A 17,437-nucleotide genomic window follows, 5' to 3' on the forward strand; every position below is an offset into this window, starting at 1 on the left:
TCTTCCAACAACGCTTTGTCGCTTTGTTATGGTCTCACGCAATAAGCCCGATAGTAGATTGCTGAGGAGGGATTGAACTGCATCCCTCTACTTCGTCTCACACTTGTTGCTCATTCGCTAAATTCGTTCGTAAAACTGGTGAGGTATACCACCTTGTTAATCTTAATATGTAGTGCAGATATTACTTTTAACTTTTTTGGATGCCTTCAATGACTATCACTAAATAGCAGGCGACCTCTATTTCAAACGATGTATATTTTTGGGTCCATAATGGTACCGACAGGATAAGGTATGCTATATTTATGTATAAGTATCAGTTTTTCTGTCGAACATTGTAAGACAGTTTCTGAGAATGCTAGGTTATATATGTATTCTTATTTATCCTTTCAACACCGTTTGTTCATGTACCCTACTAATCAGTGGATAATTCGTCTCAACGTGATAGGTGAACTTACTTGAAAAGATGAATTATGAAGCATGGATAATACATTGAAAAGGGGAATTATCTTTTGAACACTAAAAAACTTTCGTTATACGCTACAGCACTATTATCGACGGCACTTATATTAGGTGCGTGTACCGATAAAGAGATAGTAAAGAACGCTCCTACGAATGAGGAAATTCAGAGCGAGTTCGGTTTCCGTTCATTTGACTTAGATATAGATACAGTCAAGAAGAGAGATGCAATTGAAGCTTCATTTGACTTGGATATGTCCGAAACCGAAGCAGAATACAAGAACAAATTAAATAACATTAAGCTATCAGGAGATAAAGCTTATAGTGAATTGCAACCGATTTTTAAAGAGCTAGGTTTAACAACAGACATGTCGAGAGAAGAAGTAATAGAAAAGGTGTCCAAAGCATTTGGTGCAGAAGATTACGCGGAGTTTGATCTGGAAATTGAATTCACAGATGGAAGTGAGCAAGAATTTTCGGATATGAAATAATAAACTACCGGGAGAATTCTAGTTTTCGGGGTAAATAGTACGCAATATTCAAAGCGCCGAACCTCAAAAGTTCAGTGCTTTTTGTTTTTATCATATACAACTAGTATTAGCTTCTGCATTACTAGTTACTTTGCCTAACCAATAATTTTACGACCGGAATAAGTGGAAAAGTAACACGGAATTAAAGATATGAATGATTAAGTTTTATTGAATTGACGGAGACATTTTTTCACTTACCTAACATTGTGGTGAACGAAGCGCGATTGTTATAATAAGAATCTTTTAAGTTGGGCAGGAATTTATCATAAAGAATAGAATATAGAGCATAGTAGTCTATAAACGCATAGTACGTTATATGGTAAATAATATGAATTATATAGTAGACGGGGGTATTGTATGAAAGAAGGCGGCAAAAGTGAGCTCATTTCGTGGATACAATCAGTAGCAATTGCATTCGTCATTGCAATCGTCATACGCCAATTTTTATTTACACCAGTTGTCGTATCGGGTCAATCGATGCAGCCGACTTTTGAAAATGATAATAAAATTGTCATCTCAAAAGTGTATAAGATTGATCGTTTTGACATGATTGTTTTCCATGCTCCGGATTCAGAGGACAATTTCATTAAGCGGGTAATTGGTCTTCCGGGAGATGTCGTCGTCATGAACAACGACAAGCTTTATATAAATGGCGTGGAATATGAAGAGGACTATGTGCAAGAGAATAAAGCTGGGATTTTCGAAGGCCAGAAGTTAACACAAGACTTTAAAGTGGAAGTACCTGAAGGCTATTTATACGTGCTTGGAGATAATCGAAGAAACAGTACAGATAGTAGAATCATCGGTTTCATCGATGAAAAATCAGTTATTGGTTCAGTGAAGTTCAGGTTCTATCCATTTCGTGAAATGGGAATACCAAAATGAAAAATCACTCTAAATGTTCCGTGCTCATTGGAATTGACGGTCTTGGCGGATCGGGAAAAACGATGTATGCCTATAAATTGCAGCAACAGTTAGAGGGCTCAGTGATCTTGCACCTTGATGATTTTGTGCACAAAAAGGAAGTCCGTTATAACGAGAATTATGAAGAATGGTATTGCTATTATCATTTACAATGGCGGTATGATTATTTAATACAAAAATTACTGCTACCATTGAAAAGTGGTTTGGATGTGAATGAGACAATCGAAGTGTATAACAGAGAAACTGACAGTTATATACTGCGGGAAATTGAAATCCCCGCGGGAACAACAGTAATCGTTGAAGGGGTTTTTCTACAACGTCCTGAATTGAGACCGTATTTTGAAATAGTCGTCTATCTAGAGTTGGATCAAGAGACGAGGTTAAAAAGGATTACAGATAGGGACATCTATATGGGGAATAAGAAAGAAATCGCTTTAAAGTACGACCAACGGTATTTCCCTGCGGAAGAAAAGTATATAGAACAATGCAATCCATTAGCTTTGGCAGATAGAGTTGAAAATGAAGTGAAAGAGGGGCTAGTATGACATTTCCAGTTTTAAATACGCCGCGACTTCGATTGACTAAAGTGGAATCAGGTCATGCGCCTGCACTATTTACCATTTTTTCAAATCCACAAGTAGTTAAGTATTATGGGATGGATCCGATGTACGAGTTGGCTCAGGCGGAAAAAATTATTGAGCATTTCAGAAGTACTTATGAAACAAAAAGAGGAATGCGCTGGGCGATTACGATAAAAGACGGGAACCAGTTTGTAGGCACAATTGGATTGAATAACTTGGCACTTGGTATGAAAAGAGCGGAAGTTGGATTTGAAATACATCCAGACTTTTGGAGAAGCGGTATTACCTCTGAAGCATTACAAGCAGTTTTGGATTATTCATTTGATGAACTCGGATTGCACCGTATGGGGGCAGTCACATTTCCTGCTAATAGTGCATCTATCGGACTGTTAGAGAAGAATGGATTCATGGCAGAAGGAAAGTTAAGAAGTTATTTATTCCAAAATGGGCATTCCCACGATGCATTGATATTTTCAATTCTGCACACTGAATGGAAGATAAATCAGTAACAACACCCCAAGTACTCTGCATATAATTTTGAGACCACTGAAAAATGGATTCAGACTTACGAGTAGCTTTAATTGAAAATCATTAAATTAAGAAAGGTCTATTTCTCTTACAAGAAATAGACCTTTTCAAGTGTGTATACCGCATGCACCTTAGTTAACACCTCCCTTAACGTAAGTAGTTAAATCCATTGCACAATAAGAAAACATACTAAGATCAGTAGTACTAACCATTGCCTTGGTCTGCACTACTGTTCTTAGTATAATTTATAACTTGCGTCCTCTGCTACTTAATAGGCAATAAACCATTGCCAGTTGTAATATAGATTTTTCCATCTATTTCAACCGTTTTCACTATACTTTCCTTCAAGCGAATTATGCCACGTTCCTCCACTACTGTTGATTCTTTTTTAAAGAGAACGGGGGTAATGGATTTATATATAGTGTACTTGGTATAAAAAACATCTTCAATTAGTGGTGTTTTTGAATTCGTCTTTTCAGAGATAAAGTATGGTTTTGAAAGAATATCATTACTTTCTACATACGCATAAAAATAAGTCGGTAGTAAAAACGCCCTAAAACAACACGTTGTTACAATGATTATTACAAAAAATGATAATGTATCTGCTGCCCGTATATTTACATCTTTTTTAACTGAAATTATGTAAATTGCAGAAGGAAAAGAAAAGACAGCGATCAATAAAAGCCATTTATCAATACTAGTTCTATTGACCACAATAGTCCATCCAAAAAACTTCATTATAAAAAGAAATATAACGATGGAGGCTAAGCTTAATAAAGCAATATAAATCTTTTTCATTTTTTCACTCCCTTAAAAATACTAGTTATTCCCAATAATAGCATACTCATTGTCTTCTCTTACAAAGACTACCGAATAACGCGAATATACCAAAAAATCAATTCGGTTATACCTAACCAAGTCAAATAGAAATATCGAAGAGAAGATAAGGGGGAAAGAGATATGTCTTATACTATCACCAACAATTACATCCCGGAGTCCTTATCCCCCGCAGTTACAGTCTTTGCTACTAATTGGTTATTTTAATGATGGTGAGATGGAATTGCTGGATACAAATCAACTGAAGCAATATTTTGCTGTATCGGTCAAGCATTTAAAACCAGCCAGTCTTGCACATCGCATTATTACACATTAATGGTATACTTTGTATAAATTGAAATAGGGAAAAATGACATCAAATCTAAATTATTGATAGGTTCTATTGTTCTTGTGATTGGTGTTGCATTCGTTGGGGTACGTGCCATTTTTACTTACGGGTAGGTTTGTCATTTTATAGTAAATGTAACTTTTAGCCGAACGCTACGTATATATTAAAAAGGGGAGGTAATGTAATGCATTGGATAATGTGGATTTTCTGGGGGTTCTTTGTAACTTTAATTGTAGGCGTCTATCTTGTGGATTTTTTGACTAAAAGGAAATATAGTTTTCATGAACAGGAAAAGTCATTAAATCAGAATTCAGCTGTAAACGATACTCTACGAGAAGTGGGACGGATTGATCAACAAATTGGACCGTTTTAAATTAAGGAAACCTCATAAATACTTCAACTAATGAAAGCTTTAGTTGAACAAGTAGCTGCCTGTAAGGGTAGCTTTTCTTATTGAACTCTCATGAAAATTAAACGCAGCTCTTTTTTTTAAAAAAAAGTACAGCGTCTAGATTATGGAACAGATTACTTGTTGTCTTGCGCGTTCTTCAATAATGCTTCGAAGATAGCGAACTAACTCCTTTAGAGAAGGAGTAATATAGGGAAAAAAGTACGTTACTTATTCAATAATTTTTATCTTTGGTTTAGTAAGCGGGATGTTTATTGTTATCCCTTTATTTGGTGATGTGTTTAGGTGAGTGTTTTTTATGATAGATGAATTGATGAAATTGCAGCAGAGAATGGGTGAAAGTTACCTGTTCTTTTTTATTTGACTAAAAGGAAGATTATCGGGAAGTGTTTGCAGACGTTATACGCAATATAAACCTTAGCCTTATCACCTGCCAAAAAGATGACAAATTAGTTGGAAAGTGACATTGGATTTTTGTAGTCTGATTAATCAATACGCATGCTATAATATATAAATATGTGAACATATTCCAAATAAATAAAAAAATGCAATTTTAGAGATTAAAAGGAGAATATGATAATGAAAAAAACAATGCTGTTAATGTTAACAGTTATTATTATAGCTGGTTGTAATGGAATATCTTCAAACAATACTTATAAGCAAGCAGAAGGCAAAGTTATTGTGGGTACTCACGATTATATAATGATGATAGGTGAGTTCGAATGGCTAGATACTGACGTGAAATTTAGAAAAATTGGTAGTTCAGATATAAATGACTTAGCAGTTGGATTCAATACATTACAAGTTGAAAAAGGTGGTAAATTAAAAATTGAAATTGAAGAAAATCCTTCATCTATCATCCTAAAACAATGGAACGAAGATGAAACAAGTGATGTTGTTGAACTTAAAGATAATGAAATAATCCTTCCATCGGAAGAGGGATATTATATTTATGAAGTTATCGTAGAATGGAACAAAGGAAAAGCAACTTATGTTTTTGATATTAATATAAAATGAAACAAAAATTCATTGGGATGGTTGTTAGTATACAGGATTTTGGGAGGTATTCTATTTTCTTGTTGTTTAGTTAAATTTACATAACTATAGATTTAAACGGACCTGGCGTTCAGCGGAAATCCTGTTAACTCAACGATGTATAAAATTGGATGCATACAAAAAACGAAGGATCGCAGGGGGAAACTGAGAGTTTATAGGGTTATGAAGTATAATTACCTGCCGAGAATTGACGTTTTGTTAACCTCGTGTGCATGGTTATACAAGGCTGTTCAGCGATCGAATTCCTTGTTGAACTAACTGGCAGTTTAGTGAGATAAGAGATATTGTGAAATTAAAAAAAAGAAGGGGATGATAAAATGGTGCTTTTTGTAGGGTATGTATTTGCATTCATAGGAGCACTTGCTGCTTATCATCTAAGCGAAGGTAAGTCAAAGAAAAGGAAATACATTGTTTGGGGAATCACTTTTATGTTGGTAATCTCACCATTATTATCTTTTCAGATTGGTTTAACCTATGGCTTAATTATTAGGAATATATGGGCAATACCAGTAACAATTATTATACTGTTTACGATTGGTTTCATCATAGGACTAATTATACTATTAATAGGCATATTCAAGAAGAAGGAAACGGACGTTCCTGTATAAATCATTAAACTCCCATGAAAATTTAAAAACGCTCTAAATCTATAAAACCGCATAACAAAAAAACTCAGAAAAAGTTTTTTGAAAAAAGGCTGAGCCTACAAAATGATTATATAAGTTGAAAGTTAATCAAGAACCAACTCCATTCTTCATAGAATAAAGGCAGGCTGGTGTAATAACCAGAGTAGGATTAATCTCCCATGTGTGCTACTCGTATAGAGTGCGACAGTCTGTGATGCACCGTGGTCGTTGGAGTCAGACTAACGGATGGGCTCTATGGCACCATAGTTAATCGACCTTCCTCTCCCAGCCGTAATATCCAATACCCGTACTGTACACATTTTCATCCCCTATGGTGTAGCGCTGATTTTGCGCTTCATGTATGGCTAATGGGGCAGGTTCGTTCGAGAGAAAATTTGAAACATTTTGCATTATAAAACGTATTACAGGTGGTAGGATTTATATTATGGAGGTGTTTTTTTGAAAAGAATTTCTCTTTTTATAATTTCTTTGTCTTTAATTATCTCACTGATGGGATGCAGTTCAAGTGTTCAAAGTAGTATAAAAGATTTTAATGACAATGATATTGCAGCTATTGTCAAAGACAAAGAAATTACGATAGGTGAATTAAGATTTTTGTATCCAGATGAAGAGGTGTTGGAAAGTATTGAGGGAACTGTAAAAATCGAATTAATTCTGCAAGAAGCTAAAAGAATGAATTTGGATGTTTCCGATAACAAAGATCTACAAGAGGAAACAATGATGTTGCTACCTCTTAGAGATAAAGAAGATCCATTCGGAAAATCTATGATTGATTTTATCGAAATGCAAGCTCAAAAGTTAGGTATGGAACCTAAAGAATATTATAAGAAGTACGTAGAAATCAGGAGTGAACAAATTGCTTATATAGATGCTTATACGCAAGAAATGTTTGGTGAACCAGACGCATACAACGAAGATGGGTTAGAGGTATACAATAAAAAAGCCAATGACTTTTTGAATGAATTTGTAAAAGAACATAAAAATGAGATTAAAATACTAATTAAGTAACTTTAATATGCATCTCTTTTTTATTGTTTCAGAAGGAAAATTTGTTTAGATTAAGAATATGTACAGATATAACTGCGGGTTATATCTGTACATATTTGAATAGGTGAAAAAAATGATTTCAATCGATAGAAAACTAAGATTACGAGATTTAGAAATTTTTCGTTTCTTTAAAGACAATAAAATGTTGGCTTATGTCATTATTGAAGATACTAGAGGACCATTTACAGAAGAAGATAAAAAGTTAGAGCCACTTTGTTTTTTAGATGACGAAGATATAAATATAATTGTTAATGTATTCAAAATTTATTTCTTGTCAGATGAACCTTTAGAAAAAGAAGATTCGATGATGTTAAGACAGTTTTTTGGAGAATTAGTTGACATTAGTTCTGTTACAAACTATATTACTCAAGAATTTATACAGAAAGACTTATATGAACATGTGGATGATTCGTGGGATATTAAAACTCATCAAAGAATATTAGATATAGTTGGTTCAAAGTATAAGATCCAATCAATTGATGAAAAAAATTGGTTAAATTTATCTCAAGAATAATGTCAATTTAGTTAAAAATGGGTTACTTAGGTAACTCTTTTTTCTTGTTGAACTAACGGGGCAGGTTAGTTCAACAAACTTTCATATTAATTATGATGCCGAAATCCAATAAATGGTATGATTTGAAAAAGTAGGAGGAACACAATGAACAAAAAATATAGCAAGTGGTCTGCCATATTAAGTATTATTTGTGCAATAACTATTTTTACTTCTTATGCAATTGCACCACAAGAGCCTGAAGGCTCGATGGTTGTACTTCTAAAAATATTATTTTTCACTTTCATTATCGCGGGTGTTCTTAGTCTGATACTTAGCTATTTGGCGTTTAAAAACAAAGAAGAAGGCTTTCTGAAGAAGATAGCCCCTATTATAATTTTATTGATATTGTTAGTGTTCGCCCTTTCACTTATTGGAATAGTAGTAAGTCTGGGTGATTTATTTTAATGTCGCTTATTGCACTAACTGGTGCGATTGCTTTATAAGCGATTTCGTCTATATCGCAATTGGGCCAGATTGACGAATCTTATTTCGAGTCAAAAACGTTCAAAAGGTAAAGGAGTTTTTTTGATGAGCATTTCTGAAGTTACTATCCTGCCACTGATTTACAGCGGAATGTTTATTTTCTTTTTAGTTCCATCTGCTAAGAAGGAAAGTAGAAAAGTGCATAAAGGACAATCAACCTTTCTATTTGTTTTTAAAGACAACTTAGCTAAGATGGTCTTTCAAAAAAAGGCTGTATTGGCTTTAGCATTGTTCGGAATTACGTTATTCATTATCCAGTCAGTGTTTGCTGGTGCAGAATGGCATTATAATGCGCATAGCGGCTATCCACCGATTAGTTATAAATCATCAGCGCTATTCACCATGAGCGGTACGATAATATATACAGCCATGCTCTTGCTAGCACTTGGATACGGGAGAACGATAAAAAGTATGAAGAATGCAAAGTAACAACAATCGGGCGCGATTGTTGAATAAATTGCCTTAAGGCGAGCTGGCTGCCCTTAAGGAAACCATATAAAGCAAACGGGCCAAATTATAGAATAACTATGTATTTGAAACTTAATTTTGCTTAAATCGTAATAAATATAAGAGTGAGGAATATAAAAAATGTATAACCATGAATAAGCCACTAAGAAAGGTGGGATATAAATGAAAAAATATCAATTCAATGATGTGAGATACATGAAAAAAAAGAATGCTATTCAAGTGGAAAACAGGGAGAAAGAGAGTGTTGGAACCATTGAAAAAGCAGATATTACAGGATGTGAAAAGAGAAGTGTAGTGTCATTTACTGCTCACAAAGGATCCGAAATTAAGATAGGGATTAAAAAACGAAATATCAAAAACTTACTTGTTGCTACATATATCATTGAAACAGAAGAGAAGACCTATTTTTTGAAAGATAAGCCAGGGAATAGCCTACTCTACTTTTGTGTTGTAGGAAAAATTGATGAACAAGACATACGTATTGAAGAAAATTGGAGCAGCGAGATAGAAGTGAAAATAGACCAAATTCATATCGCTACTATCAAAGCAAATGAGTTCACGCTTAAAACAACTATACTCACTGAAGACAATATTTACGAATCAACTTTACTTTTTGCTGTTACTATTTTGATGTACTTTATGTATAAAATTTATAAGAATGAATCCGAATTCGTTGAAAATATATTGTTTGATTAATGCGGACATAACTAGGTACTCATGTATAACCTTAAGTCTTAATATAAAGGAGCAACCAATTGGATTCATCGAAGTTTAGGATTAGTCGATTGTTTTTGTATTTTCTACTAGTATCGGTATTTCTCTTTGTATCGGGTAATGTCGGACGATATTTAATAGAAACTCACGATATTGAACGAAAAGTAGCCATGCTTCTACAAGGGGGGATTTTTACTGGATTAACGCTCATTGTACTCTATATACTGAAGAGAAAAAGTCCCGAATCGTTTAAAAGTATCGGCCTAAAAGGTGTAAATTCATCATCTAAGATGGCTATTGGAATTGCATTGCCTTTTATCTTACTTGGAGTAGGTATTTTAACGGCCTATTTATTCGGCGGGATTGAAAATCTCAGTATGAACTTGACAACAAGTGCTGTAATTTCCGTTTTAATCAATACAATAACAGCATTTATATACGAAGCATTTCCAGAAGAAGTCTTTATACGTGGTTTAATATTTGAAGAGTTGCAAAAAAAGTTCCGCTTTTTTACTTCGTTAATTTTGCAACCGTTAATCTTTATTTGTGTACCGATAACAGTGATGGCGATGGAATCAATATTCTTTGATAAGCCATTTGCAATAACTATAGATTATTTTATATTACTCTTCGCTTTTGGAATTGCTCTACAGCTTTATAGAGCATATACCGGTTCACTATGGATGAATATAATATTCCATTTGGTTTACCTTGAAGTAGCTAGATATATTTCTCTGGGAGGTCTATATGAATCAGGTGTTGCGCTTTTAGAGTTTGATGAGACGTTTGAAGGCTTCATGTCGCTATACTTATCATTTTTGTTTATTGTAATACTTAGTGTCGTGGTGTTATCAGTTTTAATATTAAATGATAAAAGAAAAATAAGACGTAACCGCTCTTTGTGATTAGGATTTAATAAAAAATACTTTAGAATAACAAATCTACTACAATCGGGCGCGATTGTTTAATAAGCGTCTCTGTTCTTATTAAACTAACGAGGTGCTTGTGCGGCCGAGCCTAGGTCGTATCATATAGCGGGTGGGATTCCCGTCGAGAAAGAACTAGCCATTCACTCGTAGCGAGTCTTGGAGGGCTATTGGTAACAGTAGCCTTTAAGCGTAGACAGTTAGGTGGCGGGCCGAAAGCCAACTGGTTGAAGGGATTGAGCTCCATAATGTTAGTAAATCGAGAGGGCTTATGCCTTAAGCACAGCAGAAAGCTACATTTTATCCATCGTTAAAGGCAAGAAGGATAAAACCTCTCTGGAGTCAGAGACCTTGGCACGTGTCACATTGATAGGATACGGCAACTCGGGAGACCCTACCGGTCTTTTCTGCTTATAGAAGAGTATGGTGTACAAGCGATAATAAGCAAGGAAGCCAAATGCCGTTGTAGGGAGTCGGATAGCAGCGTAGTACCAATGAAGTTGGGTAATGCCGATGGAGGAAAGGCTGCTACCAAGTTATCACCCTTATTAGGGACACATTTACTACACACAGAGGTAGGGATACTAAATGGAAACAAAACTAGTAAGGATAGCAGAATCAGCAAAAATCCGAGTGAAAGAGATTAGCTATTTTTTGTGAATGGTGACTAGGAAGAGCCGTGTGCGTAAATAGCGCAAGCACGGTTCTGTGAGGGGGGAGGAACACAATTTACCGTAAGGTAGAGAGGTTCCCTTCTACTCGACTACTGGAACAACAATAATGCTCTTCTTATTGTGCTAACGGGGGAGTTTAGTTTTTTAAAAAGATGACAATCACTTGTTACACTCTTCAGGGGAGTTTGTGAGGTAGGATGGTGATATCAATTGAGCATTCCAGTTTTAGGGTTGATTTTACAAGTGTTTTTTATGTTATCTATTTCTGTTTTTAACTTTATTAGAATTTTTGTAATGGAACAGTTTAATGTATATCCAGTAGCATTTTTTGAGTTATTTCTTGGATTAGCCAGCTTTGTTAGTGGGATATATGGTATTTTGAAAAGAATTAATCCTTTAATTTCTATATTCGTTTCTCTTTTTGGGGTACTAATTTGTGTATTTTTTGTCTTTGTTTATCTTGTACCTGAAGCAGGAATACCACCAGTTATCCCTTGGTTGTATTCTGAATAAATTTAGGCCTTTGTTTACTAACGGGCGCTTTAGCGGAAGATTATTGAGTTGCTTTGGCAGCTCTTTTTGCTTATTGAACTAATGCCGTAGTTTTGTTTAGGAGGAAAAAAAGAGGAAGTTATTGGGGGAGACATTATATTATGAGTACATTTGTTTATATGGTGAGACACGGTGAATCGCCAAAAGAAGGAAACGATAGAACCAGAGGATTAACCGAAAAAGGTTATTTAGATGCTAAACGAGTGACTGACATTTTGAAAGATAAAGAAATTGATGTAGTTACTTCAAGTCCATATATACGCTCAATTTTAACTGTAGAACAGTTAGCCCAACAAATAGGAGAGGAAGTTTTAGTTTTTGAAGATTTAAAAGAGAGGATATTCTCTTCAGGAAACAATCGAGTATCAGATAAAGAATTGGTTCCACTTTTAGAGAAGTCATTTTTTGAATCAAATTTCTCTTTAGAGGGAGGAGAATCAAATGCTGATTGTCAAAAAAGAGCTATAAAGGTCTTAAAAGAACTATTAGAAACTTTTAGAGATAAAAAAATAGTGATAGGTACTCACGGGGCTGTTATGACCTTGATGATGGAATATTTCGATAGCACTTATGACTTGGATTTTTTACATAGCACATCAAAACCTGATATTTATAGAATGGAATTCAATGAAAAGAAATTAGTGAATGTTCAAAGACTATGGGGTGTAAATGTTGATGTTAACCAATAAAAAAAGTTTTTTGTTCTTAAACTATCGGGCGTTTTAGTTTAGTAATCATCTGCCTTTACAGGGCAGATTTTCTTATTGAGTAATGTAGTTAACTTCCGTGAACTTGCTAGCGTAATGTTAACTAGAGGTGTATGGCGCATACAAGTTCTTACATCGATCGAATCGAAGGTTTGCGGGTGGAGATAATCGAGATTCTTGTTAAACTAACGGGGCAGGTTAGTTGAAGAGTGTTGTTTAACTTGTGTTCAACAATCGGACCAGATTATTGCATGAATTTCACATAAATACTCTGAAAGGAGATGTTCTTATTTGTTTCAGAACACAGACGATAATTACAAAAAATACTTTTGGAAAAGATTTTTTATTCTATTTACTCCAATTTTCTTAATCGGTATTATTTCCGAGCCTTATATATCTAATAATCCCTTTTTTGAGCTCGAAGATTATGGGGCATTTATTTTCTTTTTACTGTTTTATGCCCTTGTTTTGGGTGGAATATCAGCTTTCATCATTTCATTTGCGTGGAGATTAAAACAATCAAAGGAATAGTTTTGTATTTAGTTCAATAAGGAGTAAAGCCTTTTTCCTTATTGAACTAAAGGGGCAGGTTAGTTGAATAAAGTACATTAGGATGAATATGGTAAAATGAAAATAAAAAATAACTCAAATGTTTTTGTTCAGCTTCCTCTATTGAGCTAAGAACGTTATATTTTAGGGGGATTTTAAATGGAGAAAATCTTAGTGAAAACAGGGATATATTCATTGGTTTTATCTTTCTTCTTATTCGTAGTCTTTATGAAAAGAGAAGTAAGCACAACTGATTTTGAGGGGATGACTTCATTTGTTGTAACGCCTTATCCAGAGTTTTTCTTTCAAATTATTAGATATTCTATTATCACTTCAATCATTGCAGTAATATGTGTATTGCTATATATACTGTTAAATAAGGAAAAAGAGTAACAAACTCAACAGGTGTATTACTACTTTATAGATATTGTGAAGGTTTGTACTTAAACTAACGGGTGCTTTCGTATTATAAGGTTAACCAGTTTTTACTGGTTGACCTTTTTTTAATTGGATTTAATATATCAGTAGCCAGGGTAGGACGTACGGGTGCGTGGGGCATTGATCCCGTCAAGTAAACTGTCCACCCCCTACTTGTAGAAACATGTTTGAGGCTGGTTGGGACGTAGATCTCGTATAACAAGCGAAGCTATGACACTACAAGAAGGATTAGGGGTACTGGCAAGTAGAAATTAGAGGAGGAATAAAAATGAATCCAGTAGTTGGCCTGGATGTGGCAAAAGGAGAAAGCCAAGTTCAGGCATTCTTAGATAAATCAAAACCGTTTGGAAAGAGCTTTTCTGTGAAGCATACCAGAGAGGAATTACATCGCTTTATTGGATTTTTAAAAGAGATAGAAAAGATGACAGGACAAATGCCTATGGTCATTCTAGAATCCACTGGTCATTATCATACCCCCGTTGTTCAATTCATGGAGGAACATGATGTTATATATATCTTGCTTAACCCTATAATTTCTTATCAGGCTAAGAAGTCCAGTTTAAGAAAGGTGAAAACGGACGCAATCGATGCGTATCAGTTGTGTGTACTTTATTACAAAGAAGATTTTGAACCTCATAAAAACAGAGGGCTTCAGCTTTTAGACCTTCGAAATCTTTCAAGACAACAGGAGATCGTTACGAATATGTATGTAGAAGCAAAACTTCAGTTTCATACTATTTTAGATCAAGTATTTCCTGAATATCGGAAGGTTTTTGGTGATCTATATTCAAAGGTTTCTTTATTGATGTTAGAGGAATTTCCGACTTCAGAAGCCGTCTTATCAGCTGGGGAAAGTAAAATAGCCGTGCGTGTTGCAGAGTTCTGCCCTAGTCGTTCTGTCCAATGGGCAAGAGAAAAGGCAAAAAAAATAATGGATGCCGCAATGCGAAATCCATTTCAAAAAGTCGTGTATCAAAGTCACTTAATCAATCTTCAAATGTATATTGAGATGCTTTTTCAGTACCAAGGACACCTTTCAATTTTAGAGAATCGTATTGTGACCTTGGCAAATGAGCTAGAAGACTACAAGATTGTCCAATCGATTCCTGGAATAGGAGAAAAAATCGCTGCAACGATTATCTCCGAAATTGGTGAAATCGATCGGTTTAGTCATCCGAAAAAACTGGTTGCCTTTGCAGGAGTAGATCCCAGAGTTTACTCATCAGGAAAGTTCACAGCAACAACCAACAGTATTACTAAAAGAGGTTCAAGCAGACTGCGTCAGGCCTCGTATCTAGCAGTATTATGTGGAATAAGAAGTTCAAGGAACAAAAAGCTTAAAGAATTCTATGATAAGAAAAAGTCAGAAGGAAAGCCTGCCAAAGTAGCGATTGTAGCCTGTATTAATAAATTACTTCATTGGATTTATGCATTATTAAACAGAAAAGAATCTTTCCTTGATATAGCTTAATTAACAGTTTTAATAATGAGAGAGAAAATCTTCCAAAAGGTTTTTGGAGGGCTGTTTGGCATGCTCAAAATAGTATAACATAGGGTTAATAATTATTTTAGAGAAAAATATTGACATCCTATTAGCTGGTTTAGTGTAACAACAGTAATTCTTTTCTTATTGTGCTAACGGGGCAGGTTAGCTTAACAAAACGTATGAACAATTATGGTAATATGGGCTTGAAAAGGGGAGTGACTGTGACCTATCTAACCATTCTTTATATGTGTTTGTTAGCGGTGTTTATCAGTGCTATTGGTGGTTTCCTGAGCTATAAAGTAAGTCGTAAATTTTTTAACACTGAAGCACTTAGATATATATTGGGAGGCATAGTAGCTTTACTTTTAAGCTACCCAATGACAATATTTCTGCAACTTGGTGGAGTATGGTTCTATCACTTGCCTATCGCAGTGCTGGCGATAGTTTTATATGTCGCGTTCTATTTGAATTCGAAGGGTAATTGGAAATTGATAGCGTGGTTCGGTTTAGTTGTGTTAACTGTAATTATTGCAACACACGTTTATCTAATCATAATCTCTATCTTCTTAAGCTAACTGGGTACGCGCGATAAGTTCTGTTATAAATGAAAACAGCGTGAAAGACAGGAGATTCTGTGATTTAAAATCTCAACTTTACAATGGAGGGTAGGAATGAAGGAACCACGTTACCTAAAACCATCGCGTTAATACTTCTGCTTGCATTATTACTGATAGGTTAGAAGTTCTGAAGCCAGATGAAGTCGACAGAACAAAGGCTAAAGACATTCCTAAGGAAAAGGTATGCCGAGCGGCTGAAAAGCTAGACATGGTGAGAATAGTTCCTTTATAAAGGAACTGACGGACTTTCCAAAAGGTTTAAAGTTAGAACATGAGGAAACTCATATACCATCCAACGACGGGCTAAATGGTGTAAAGTAAAAAAAGTACCTTATGAATAACAGCAAGTGCAGGGGGAGAAAATGAAGAAAGAAATTAAGATTGTATTTAGTATAAGTTTTATATTTTACTTATTGGTATTGGTGTTTATATTATTCTTAGGTTTTAGGGGTTATAGGTATGACCTACCATTCTTAGAGTATATGAAAAACTCTTCAAATTTCGTTCCATTTAAAACTATAAATACATATTTTCAAGCAATACTTGATAGAAGTATAAATTTGGATATCCCTATCAAAAACCTTTTTGGTAATTTTATTTTGTTTTTACCAATGGGTATTTATTTACCATTTTTCATAAAGAAAACAAACAAAGTAATGGTATTTTCTATTTCAATGATTGTATTATTATTTATTATTGAGGTAATGCAATTAGTTACAAGAAAGGGTAGTTTCGACGTTGATGATTTCATCCTAAATATGCCTGGTGCTTTAATAGGGTTTGGAATTTGGAGAACAAAGTTTGTTCAGAAACTACTTAAATAGAACTGTAATTATTCTTCAACTATCTGGGGCTTTAGTGAAGAGTCGGCTGCCTTTCACGGCGGCTTTTTCTTATTGACTAATGGTGACGTGGGTTATTGTGTTTATAATGGCTTTATCCGGTAAGAAAAGAACAGATGAATTTAAAAAGATTACATTTAATCAATTTGTAATTGCGATCCTAATTTCTATTGGTATAATGATTTTGACTATTAGACATATGGATATAATGGGATAAAAGCAAATGTAGGATTAAGCGAAGCTAGGATGTGATTGAATGTTTCAAGATGGATTTCCAAATTATTTGAGAGATGATGTGGGCACAGCGGTTGGAATGATTCCTCATGAAAATTATGAAAATGTCACTAGTGGTGTGTCCCAGGATACTATTCAATACTTTCTAGATGATACCATGATTAGGTTTCCTTATCGCATATACTATATTGATAGTTTAGATGAAGTTATAGACAATTTAAGTCTACGACAAAAAATGATTTTGCATTGTATTTATTCAAGAAGTTGTGACGGATTAGTTCGTCAAAAGCATATCTCTTCGTTGCTTCAGATGGATTATGAAGATTGGGCTATTCCTTATATCGTAAAAATATGTGATGAATATGTCGTAGAGATAATAGAAATGACTTATGATACTTTAAAAGAACAGGATACAGAACGGATTAAGAGATTTTGTCTTGAAAATATTGTGCTGTTTTGCAAAAGTTACAATAGAATGATTAGCTATTGGAACGAATATTACAGATATAGAAACAATGATTTCAAAAAATATATTGGCAGGAAGTTATTTAGAGATTGTTTTGGATACTCTAAATCCATGGAACGCAGGAGAAAAGAAGTTTGTGAAACATATCACTTAAAGTAACGAGTGCTGGTTTAGTTAAACGAGAATTGGCAGCCTTTTCTTTGAATTAAAGGGTAAGAATACTTCCGTAAAGGGGTATTACGTCAACCAGTAGTAAATAGTATATACATTAGTTATTGGGGTTTTTTTGAAATTAAAAATACATAAAAGTGAAACGTAAAATTACTGAAAAAAGGAGTTTTCATATGCGGAAATTATCTATACTTAGCATAGTTCTATCAGCAAT

At 34.4% G+C, this 17,437-nt stretch carries 21 protein-coding genes; 20 read left to right on the plus strand and 1 reads right to left on the minus strand.

From position 1 onward, the window contains the following. Positions 1–509: 509 nt before the first annotated feature. The 4 genes from ACP8HG_RS00220 (at position 510) to ACP8HG_RS00235 (ending at position 3,000) form a co-directional block, all read left to right on the plus strand. Complete coding sequence (locus ACP8HG_RS00220) at positions 510–947, plus strand: YusW family protein (protein ID WP_187046944.1); 438 nt, start codon at positions 510–512, stop codon at positions 945–947. Between the two features lie 396 nt (positions 948–1,343). Beyond that, on the plus strand, positions 1,344–1,871 hold the full coding sequence (gene lepB, locus ACP8HG_RS00225) for a signal peptidase I (protein WP_067206530.1): 528 nt from the start codon (positions 1,344–1,346) through the stop codon (positions 1,869–1,871). Further along, positions 1,868–2,455 (plus strand): AAA family ATPase, encoded by a 588-nt coding sequence (locus ACP8HG_RS00230; protein WP_438298009.1) that lies wholly within the window; start codon positions 1,868–1,870, stop codon positions 2,453–2,455. The genes lepB and ACP8HG_RS00230 overlap by 4 nt, the downstream gene beginning before the upstream one ends. Beyond that, a complete protein-coding gene (locus tag ACP8HG_RS00235) occupies positions 2,452–3,000 on the plus strand; it encodes a GNAT family N-acetyltransferase (protein WP_438298010.1) in 549 nt (182 codons plus the stop codon). The genes ACP8HG_RS00230 and ACP8HG_RS00235 overlap by 4 nt, the downstream gene beginning before the upstream one ends. A gap of 283 nt (positions 3,001–3,283) precedes the next feature. On the opposite strand, the gene ACP8HG_RS00240 is transcribed toward ACP8HG_RS00235, so the two are convergent. Next, positions 3,284–3,817 carry a hypothetical protein gene (locus ACP8HG_RS00240; RefSeq protein WP_338653314.1) on the minus strand — a complete coding sequence of 178 codons (534 nt, stop codon included), beginning with the start codon at positions 3,815–3,817 and terminating at the stop codon, positions 3,284–3,286. 551 nt (positions 3,818–4,368) lie between these two features. On the opposite strand from ACP8HG_RS00240, the gene ACP8HG_RS00245 reads away from it, so the two are divergent. From ACP8HG_RS00245 to ACP8HG_RS00320, 16 genes are all read left to right on the plus strand, one after another. Further along, positions 4,369–4,557, plus strand: a complete 189-nt coding sequence (locus tag ACP8HG_RS00245) for a hypothetical protein (RefSeq protein WP_067206551.1) — start codon at positions 4,369–4,371, stop codon at positions 4,555–4,557. 615 nt (positions 4,558–5,172) lie between these two features. Next, a complete protein-coding gene (locus ACP8HG_RS00250) occupies positions 5,173–5,610 on the plus strand; it encodes a hypothetical protein (RefSeq protein ID WP_438298011.1) in 438 nt (145 codons plus the stop codon). 356 nt (positions 5,611–5,966) lie between these two features. Beyond that, positions 5,967–6,257: a hypothetical protein gene (locus ACP8HG_RS00255; RefSeq protein ID WP_187046949.1), complete on the plus strand. Its 291-nt coding sequence runs from the start codon at positions 5,967–5,969 to the stop codon at positions 6,255–6,257. Between the two features lie 477 nt (positions 6,258–6,734). Beyond that, positions 6,735–7,304, plus strand: a complete 570-nt coding sequence (locus ACP8HG_RS00260) for a hypothetical protein (protein ID WP_067206558.1) — start codon at positions 6,735–6,737, stop codon at positions 7,302–7,304. 112 nt (positions 7,305–7,416) lie between these two features. Then, entirely contained in the window at positions 7,417–7,857 is a 441-nt protein-coding gene (locus tag ACP8HG_RS00265; protein WP_342537701.1) for a terpene synthase, read from the plus strand. Positions 7,858–8,001: 144 nt separating this feature from the next. Then, on the plus strand, positions 8,002–8,301 hold the full coding sequence (locus ACP8HG_RS00270; RefSeq protein WP_067206563.1) for a hypothetical protein: 300 nt from the start codon (positions 8,002–8,004) through the stop codon (positions 8,299–8,301). 123 nt (positions 8,302–8,424) lie between these two features. Then, the gene (locus tag ACP8HG_RS00275; RefSeq protein WP_187046952.1) at positions 8,425–8,808 is read left to right on the plus strand and encodes a hypothetical protein; all 384 of its coding nucleotides are present in this window, start codon (positions 8,425–8,427) and stop codon (positions 8,806–8,808) included. 201 nt (positions 8,809–9,009) lie between these two features. Then, positions 9,010–9,543: a hypothetical protein gene (locus ACP8HG_RS00280; RefSeq protein WP_067206568.1), complete on the plus strand. Its 534-nt coding sequence runs from the start codon at positions 9,010–9,012 to the stop codon at positions 9,541–9,543. Positions 9,544–9,602: 59 nt separating this feature from the next. After that, positions 9,603–10,466 carry a CPBP family intramembrane glutamic endopeptidase gene (locus ACP8HG_RS00285; RefSeq protein WP_438298012.1) on the plus strand — a complete coding sequence of 288 codons (864 nt, stop codon included), beginning with the start codon at positions 9,603–9,605 and terminating at the stop codon, positions 10,464–10,466. Positions 10,467–11,371: 905 nt separating this feature from the next. Beyond that, a complete protein-coding gene (locus ACP8HG_RS00290) occupies positions 11,372–11,674 on the plus strand; it encodes a hypothetical protein (protein WP_067206574.1) in 303 nt (100 codons plus the stop codon). Positions 11,675–11,814: 140 nt separating this feature from the next. Then, complete coding sequence (locus tag ACP8HG_RS00295; protein ID WP_438298013.1) at positions 11,815–12,402, plus strand: histidine phosphatase family protein; 588 nt, start codon at positions 11,815–11,817, stop codon at positions 12,400–12,402. Between the two features lie 309 nt (positions 12,403–12,711). Beyond that, positions 12,712–12,951 carry a hypothetical protein gene (locus ACP8HG_RS00300; RefSeq protein WP_438298014.1) on the plus strand — a complete coding sequence of 80 codons (240 nt, stop codon included), beginning with the start codon at positions 12,712–12,714 and terminating at the stop codon, positions 12,949–12,951. 177 nt (positions 12,952–13,128) lie between these two features. After that, positions 13,129–13,362 (plus strand): hypothetical protein, encoded by a 234-nt coding sequence (locus tag ACP8HG_RS00305; protein ID WP_067206596.1) that lies wholly within the window; start codon positions 13,129–13,131, stop codon positions 13,360–13,362. A 313-nt stretch (positions 13,363–13,675) separates the two neighbouring features. Beyond that, entirely contained in the window at positions 13,676–14,878 is a 1,203-nt protein-coding gene (locus ACP8HG_RS00310; protein ID WP_438298015.1) for an IS110 family transposase, read from the plus strand. Positions 14,879–15,872: 994 nt separating this feature from the next. Beyond that, positions 15,873–16,334: a VanZ family protein gene (locus ACP8HG_RS00315; protein WP_438298016.1), complete on the plus strand. Its 462-nt coding sequence runs from the start codon at positions 15,873–15,875 to the stop codon at positions 16,332–16,334. Between the two features lie 274 nt (positions 16,335–16,608). Further along, on the plus strand, positions 16,609–17,211 hold the full coding sequence (locus tag ACP8HG_RS00320; RefSeq protein ID WP_438298017.1) for a hypothetical protein: 603 nt from the start codon (positions 16,609–16,611) through the stop codon (positions 17,209–17,211). The last annotated feature ends 226 nt before the right edge of the window (positions 17,212–17,437 follow it).

It is taken from the genome of Sporosarcina sp. FA15, assembly GCF_051550195.1.
GTDB classification, from domain to species: domain Bacteria; phylum Bacillota; class Bacilli; order Bacillales_A; family Planococcaceae; genus Sporosarcina; species Sporosarcina psychrophila.

What these genes read in the sequence shown, in the direction of transcription:
- lepB (WP_067206530.1), top strand. Translation starts at nt 1,344, where the DNA reads ATGAAAGAAGGCGGCAAAAGTGAGCTCATTTCGTGGATACAATCAGTA.
- ACP8HG_RS00230 (WP_438298009.1), top strand. Translation starts at nt 1,868, where the DNA reads ATGAAAAATCACTCTAAATGTTCCGTGCTCATTGGAATTGACGGTCTT.
- ACP8HG_RS00235 (WP_438298010.1), top strand. Translation starts at nt 2,452, where the DNA reads ATGACATTTCCAGTTTTAAATACGCCGCGACTTCGATTGACTAAAGTG.
- ACP8HG_RS00240 (WP_338653314.1), bottom strand. Translation starts at nt 3,817, where the DNA reads ATGAAAAAGATTTATATTGCTTTATTAAGCTTAGCCTCCATCGTTATA.
- ACP8HG_RS00245 (WP_067206551.1), top strand. Translation starts at nt 4,369, where the DNA reads ATGCATTGGATAATGTGGATTTTCTGGGGGTTCTTTGTAACTTTAATT.
- ACP8HG_RS00250 (WP_438298011.1), top strand. Translation starts at nt 5,173, where the DNA reads ATGAAAAAAACAATGCTGTTAATGTTAACAGTTATTATTATAGCTGGT.
- ACP8HG_RS00255 (WP_187046949.1), top strand. Translation starts at nt 5,967, where the DNA reads ATGGTGCTTTTTGTAGGGTATGTATTTGCATTCATAGGAGCACTTGCT.
- ACP8HG_RS00265 (WP_342537701.1), top strand. Translation starts at nt 7,417, where the DNA reads ATGATTTCAATCGATAGAAAACTAAGATTACGAGATTTAGAAATTTTT.
- ACP8HG_RS00270 (WP_067206563.1), top strand. Translation starts at nt 8,002, where the DNA reads ATGAACAAAAAATATAGCAAGTGGTCTGCCATATTAAGTATTATTTGT.
- ACP8HG_RS00275 (WP_187046952.1), top strand. Translation starts at nt 8,425, where the DNA reads ATGAGCATTTCTGAAGTTACTATCCTGCCACTGATTTACAGCGGAATG.
- ACP8HG_RS00280 (WP_067206568.1), top strand. Translation starts at nt 9,010, where the DNA reads ATGAAAAAATATCAATTCAATGATGTGAGATACATGAAAAAAAAGAAT.
- ACP8HG_RS00295 (WP_438298013.1), top strand. Translation starts at nt 11,815, where the DNA reads ATGAGTACATTTGTTTATATGGTGAGACACGGTGAATCGCCAAAAGAA.
- ACP8HG_RS00305 (WP_067206596.1), top strand. Translation starts at nt 13,129, where the DNA reads ATGGAGAAAATCTTAGTGAAAACAGGGATATATTCATTGGTTTTATCT.
- ACP8HG_RS00310 (WP_438298015.1), top strand. Translation starts at nt 13,676, where the DNA reads ATGAATCCAGTAGTTGGCCTGGATGTGGCAAAAGGAGAAAGCCAAGTT.
- ACP8HG_RS00315 (WP_438298016.1), top strand. Translation starts at nt 15,873, where the DNA reads ATGAAGAAAGAAATTAAGATTGTATTTAGTATAAGTTTTATATTTTAC.
- ACP8HG_RS00320 (WP_438298017.1), top strand. Translation starts at nt 16,609, where the DNA reads ATGTTTCAAGATGGATTTCCAAATTATTTGAGAGATGATGTGGGCACA.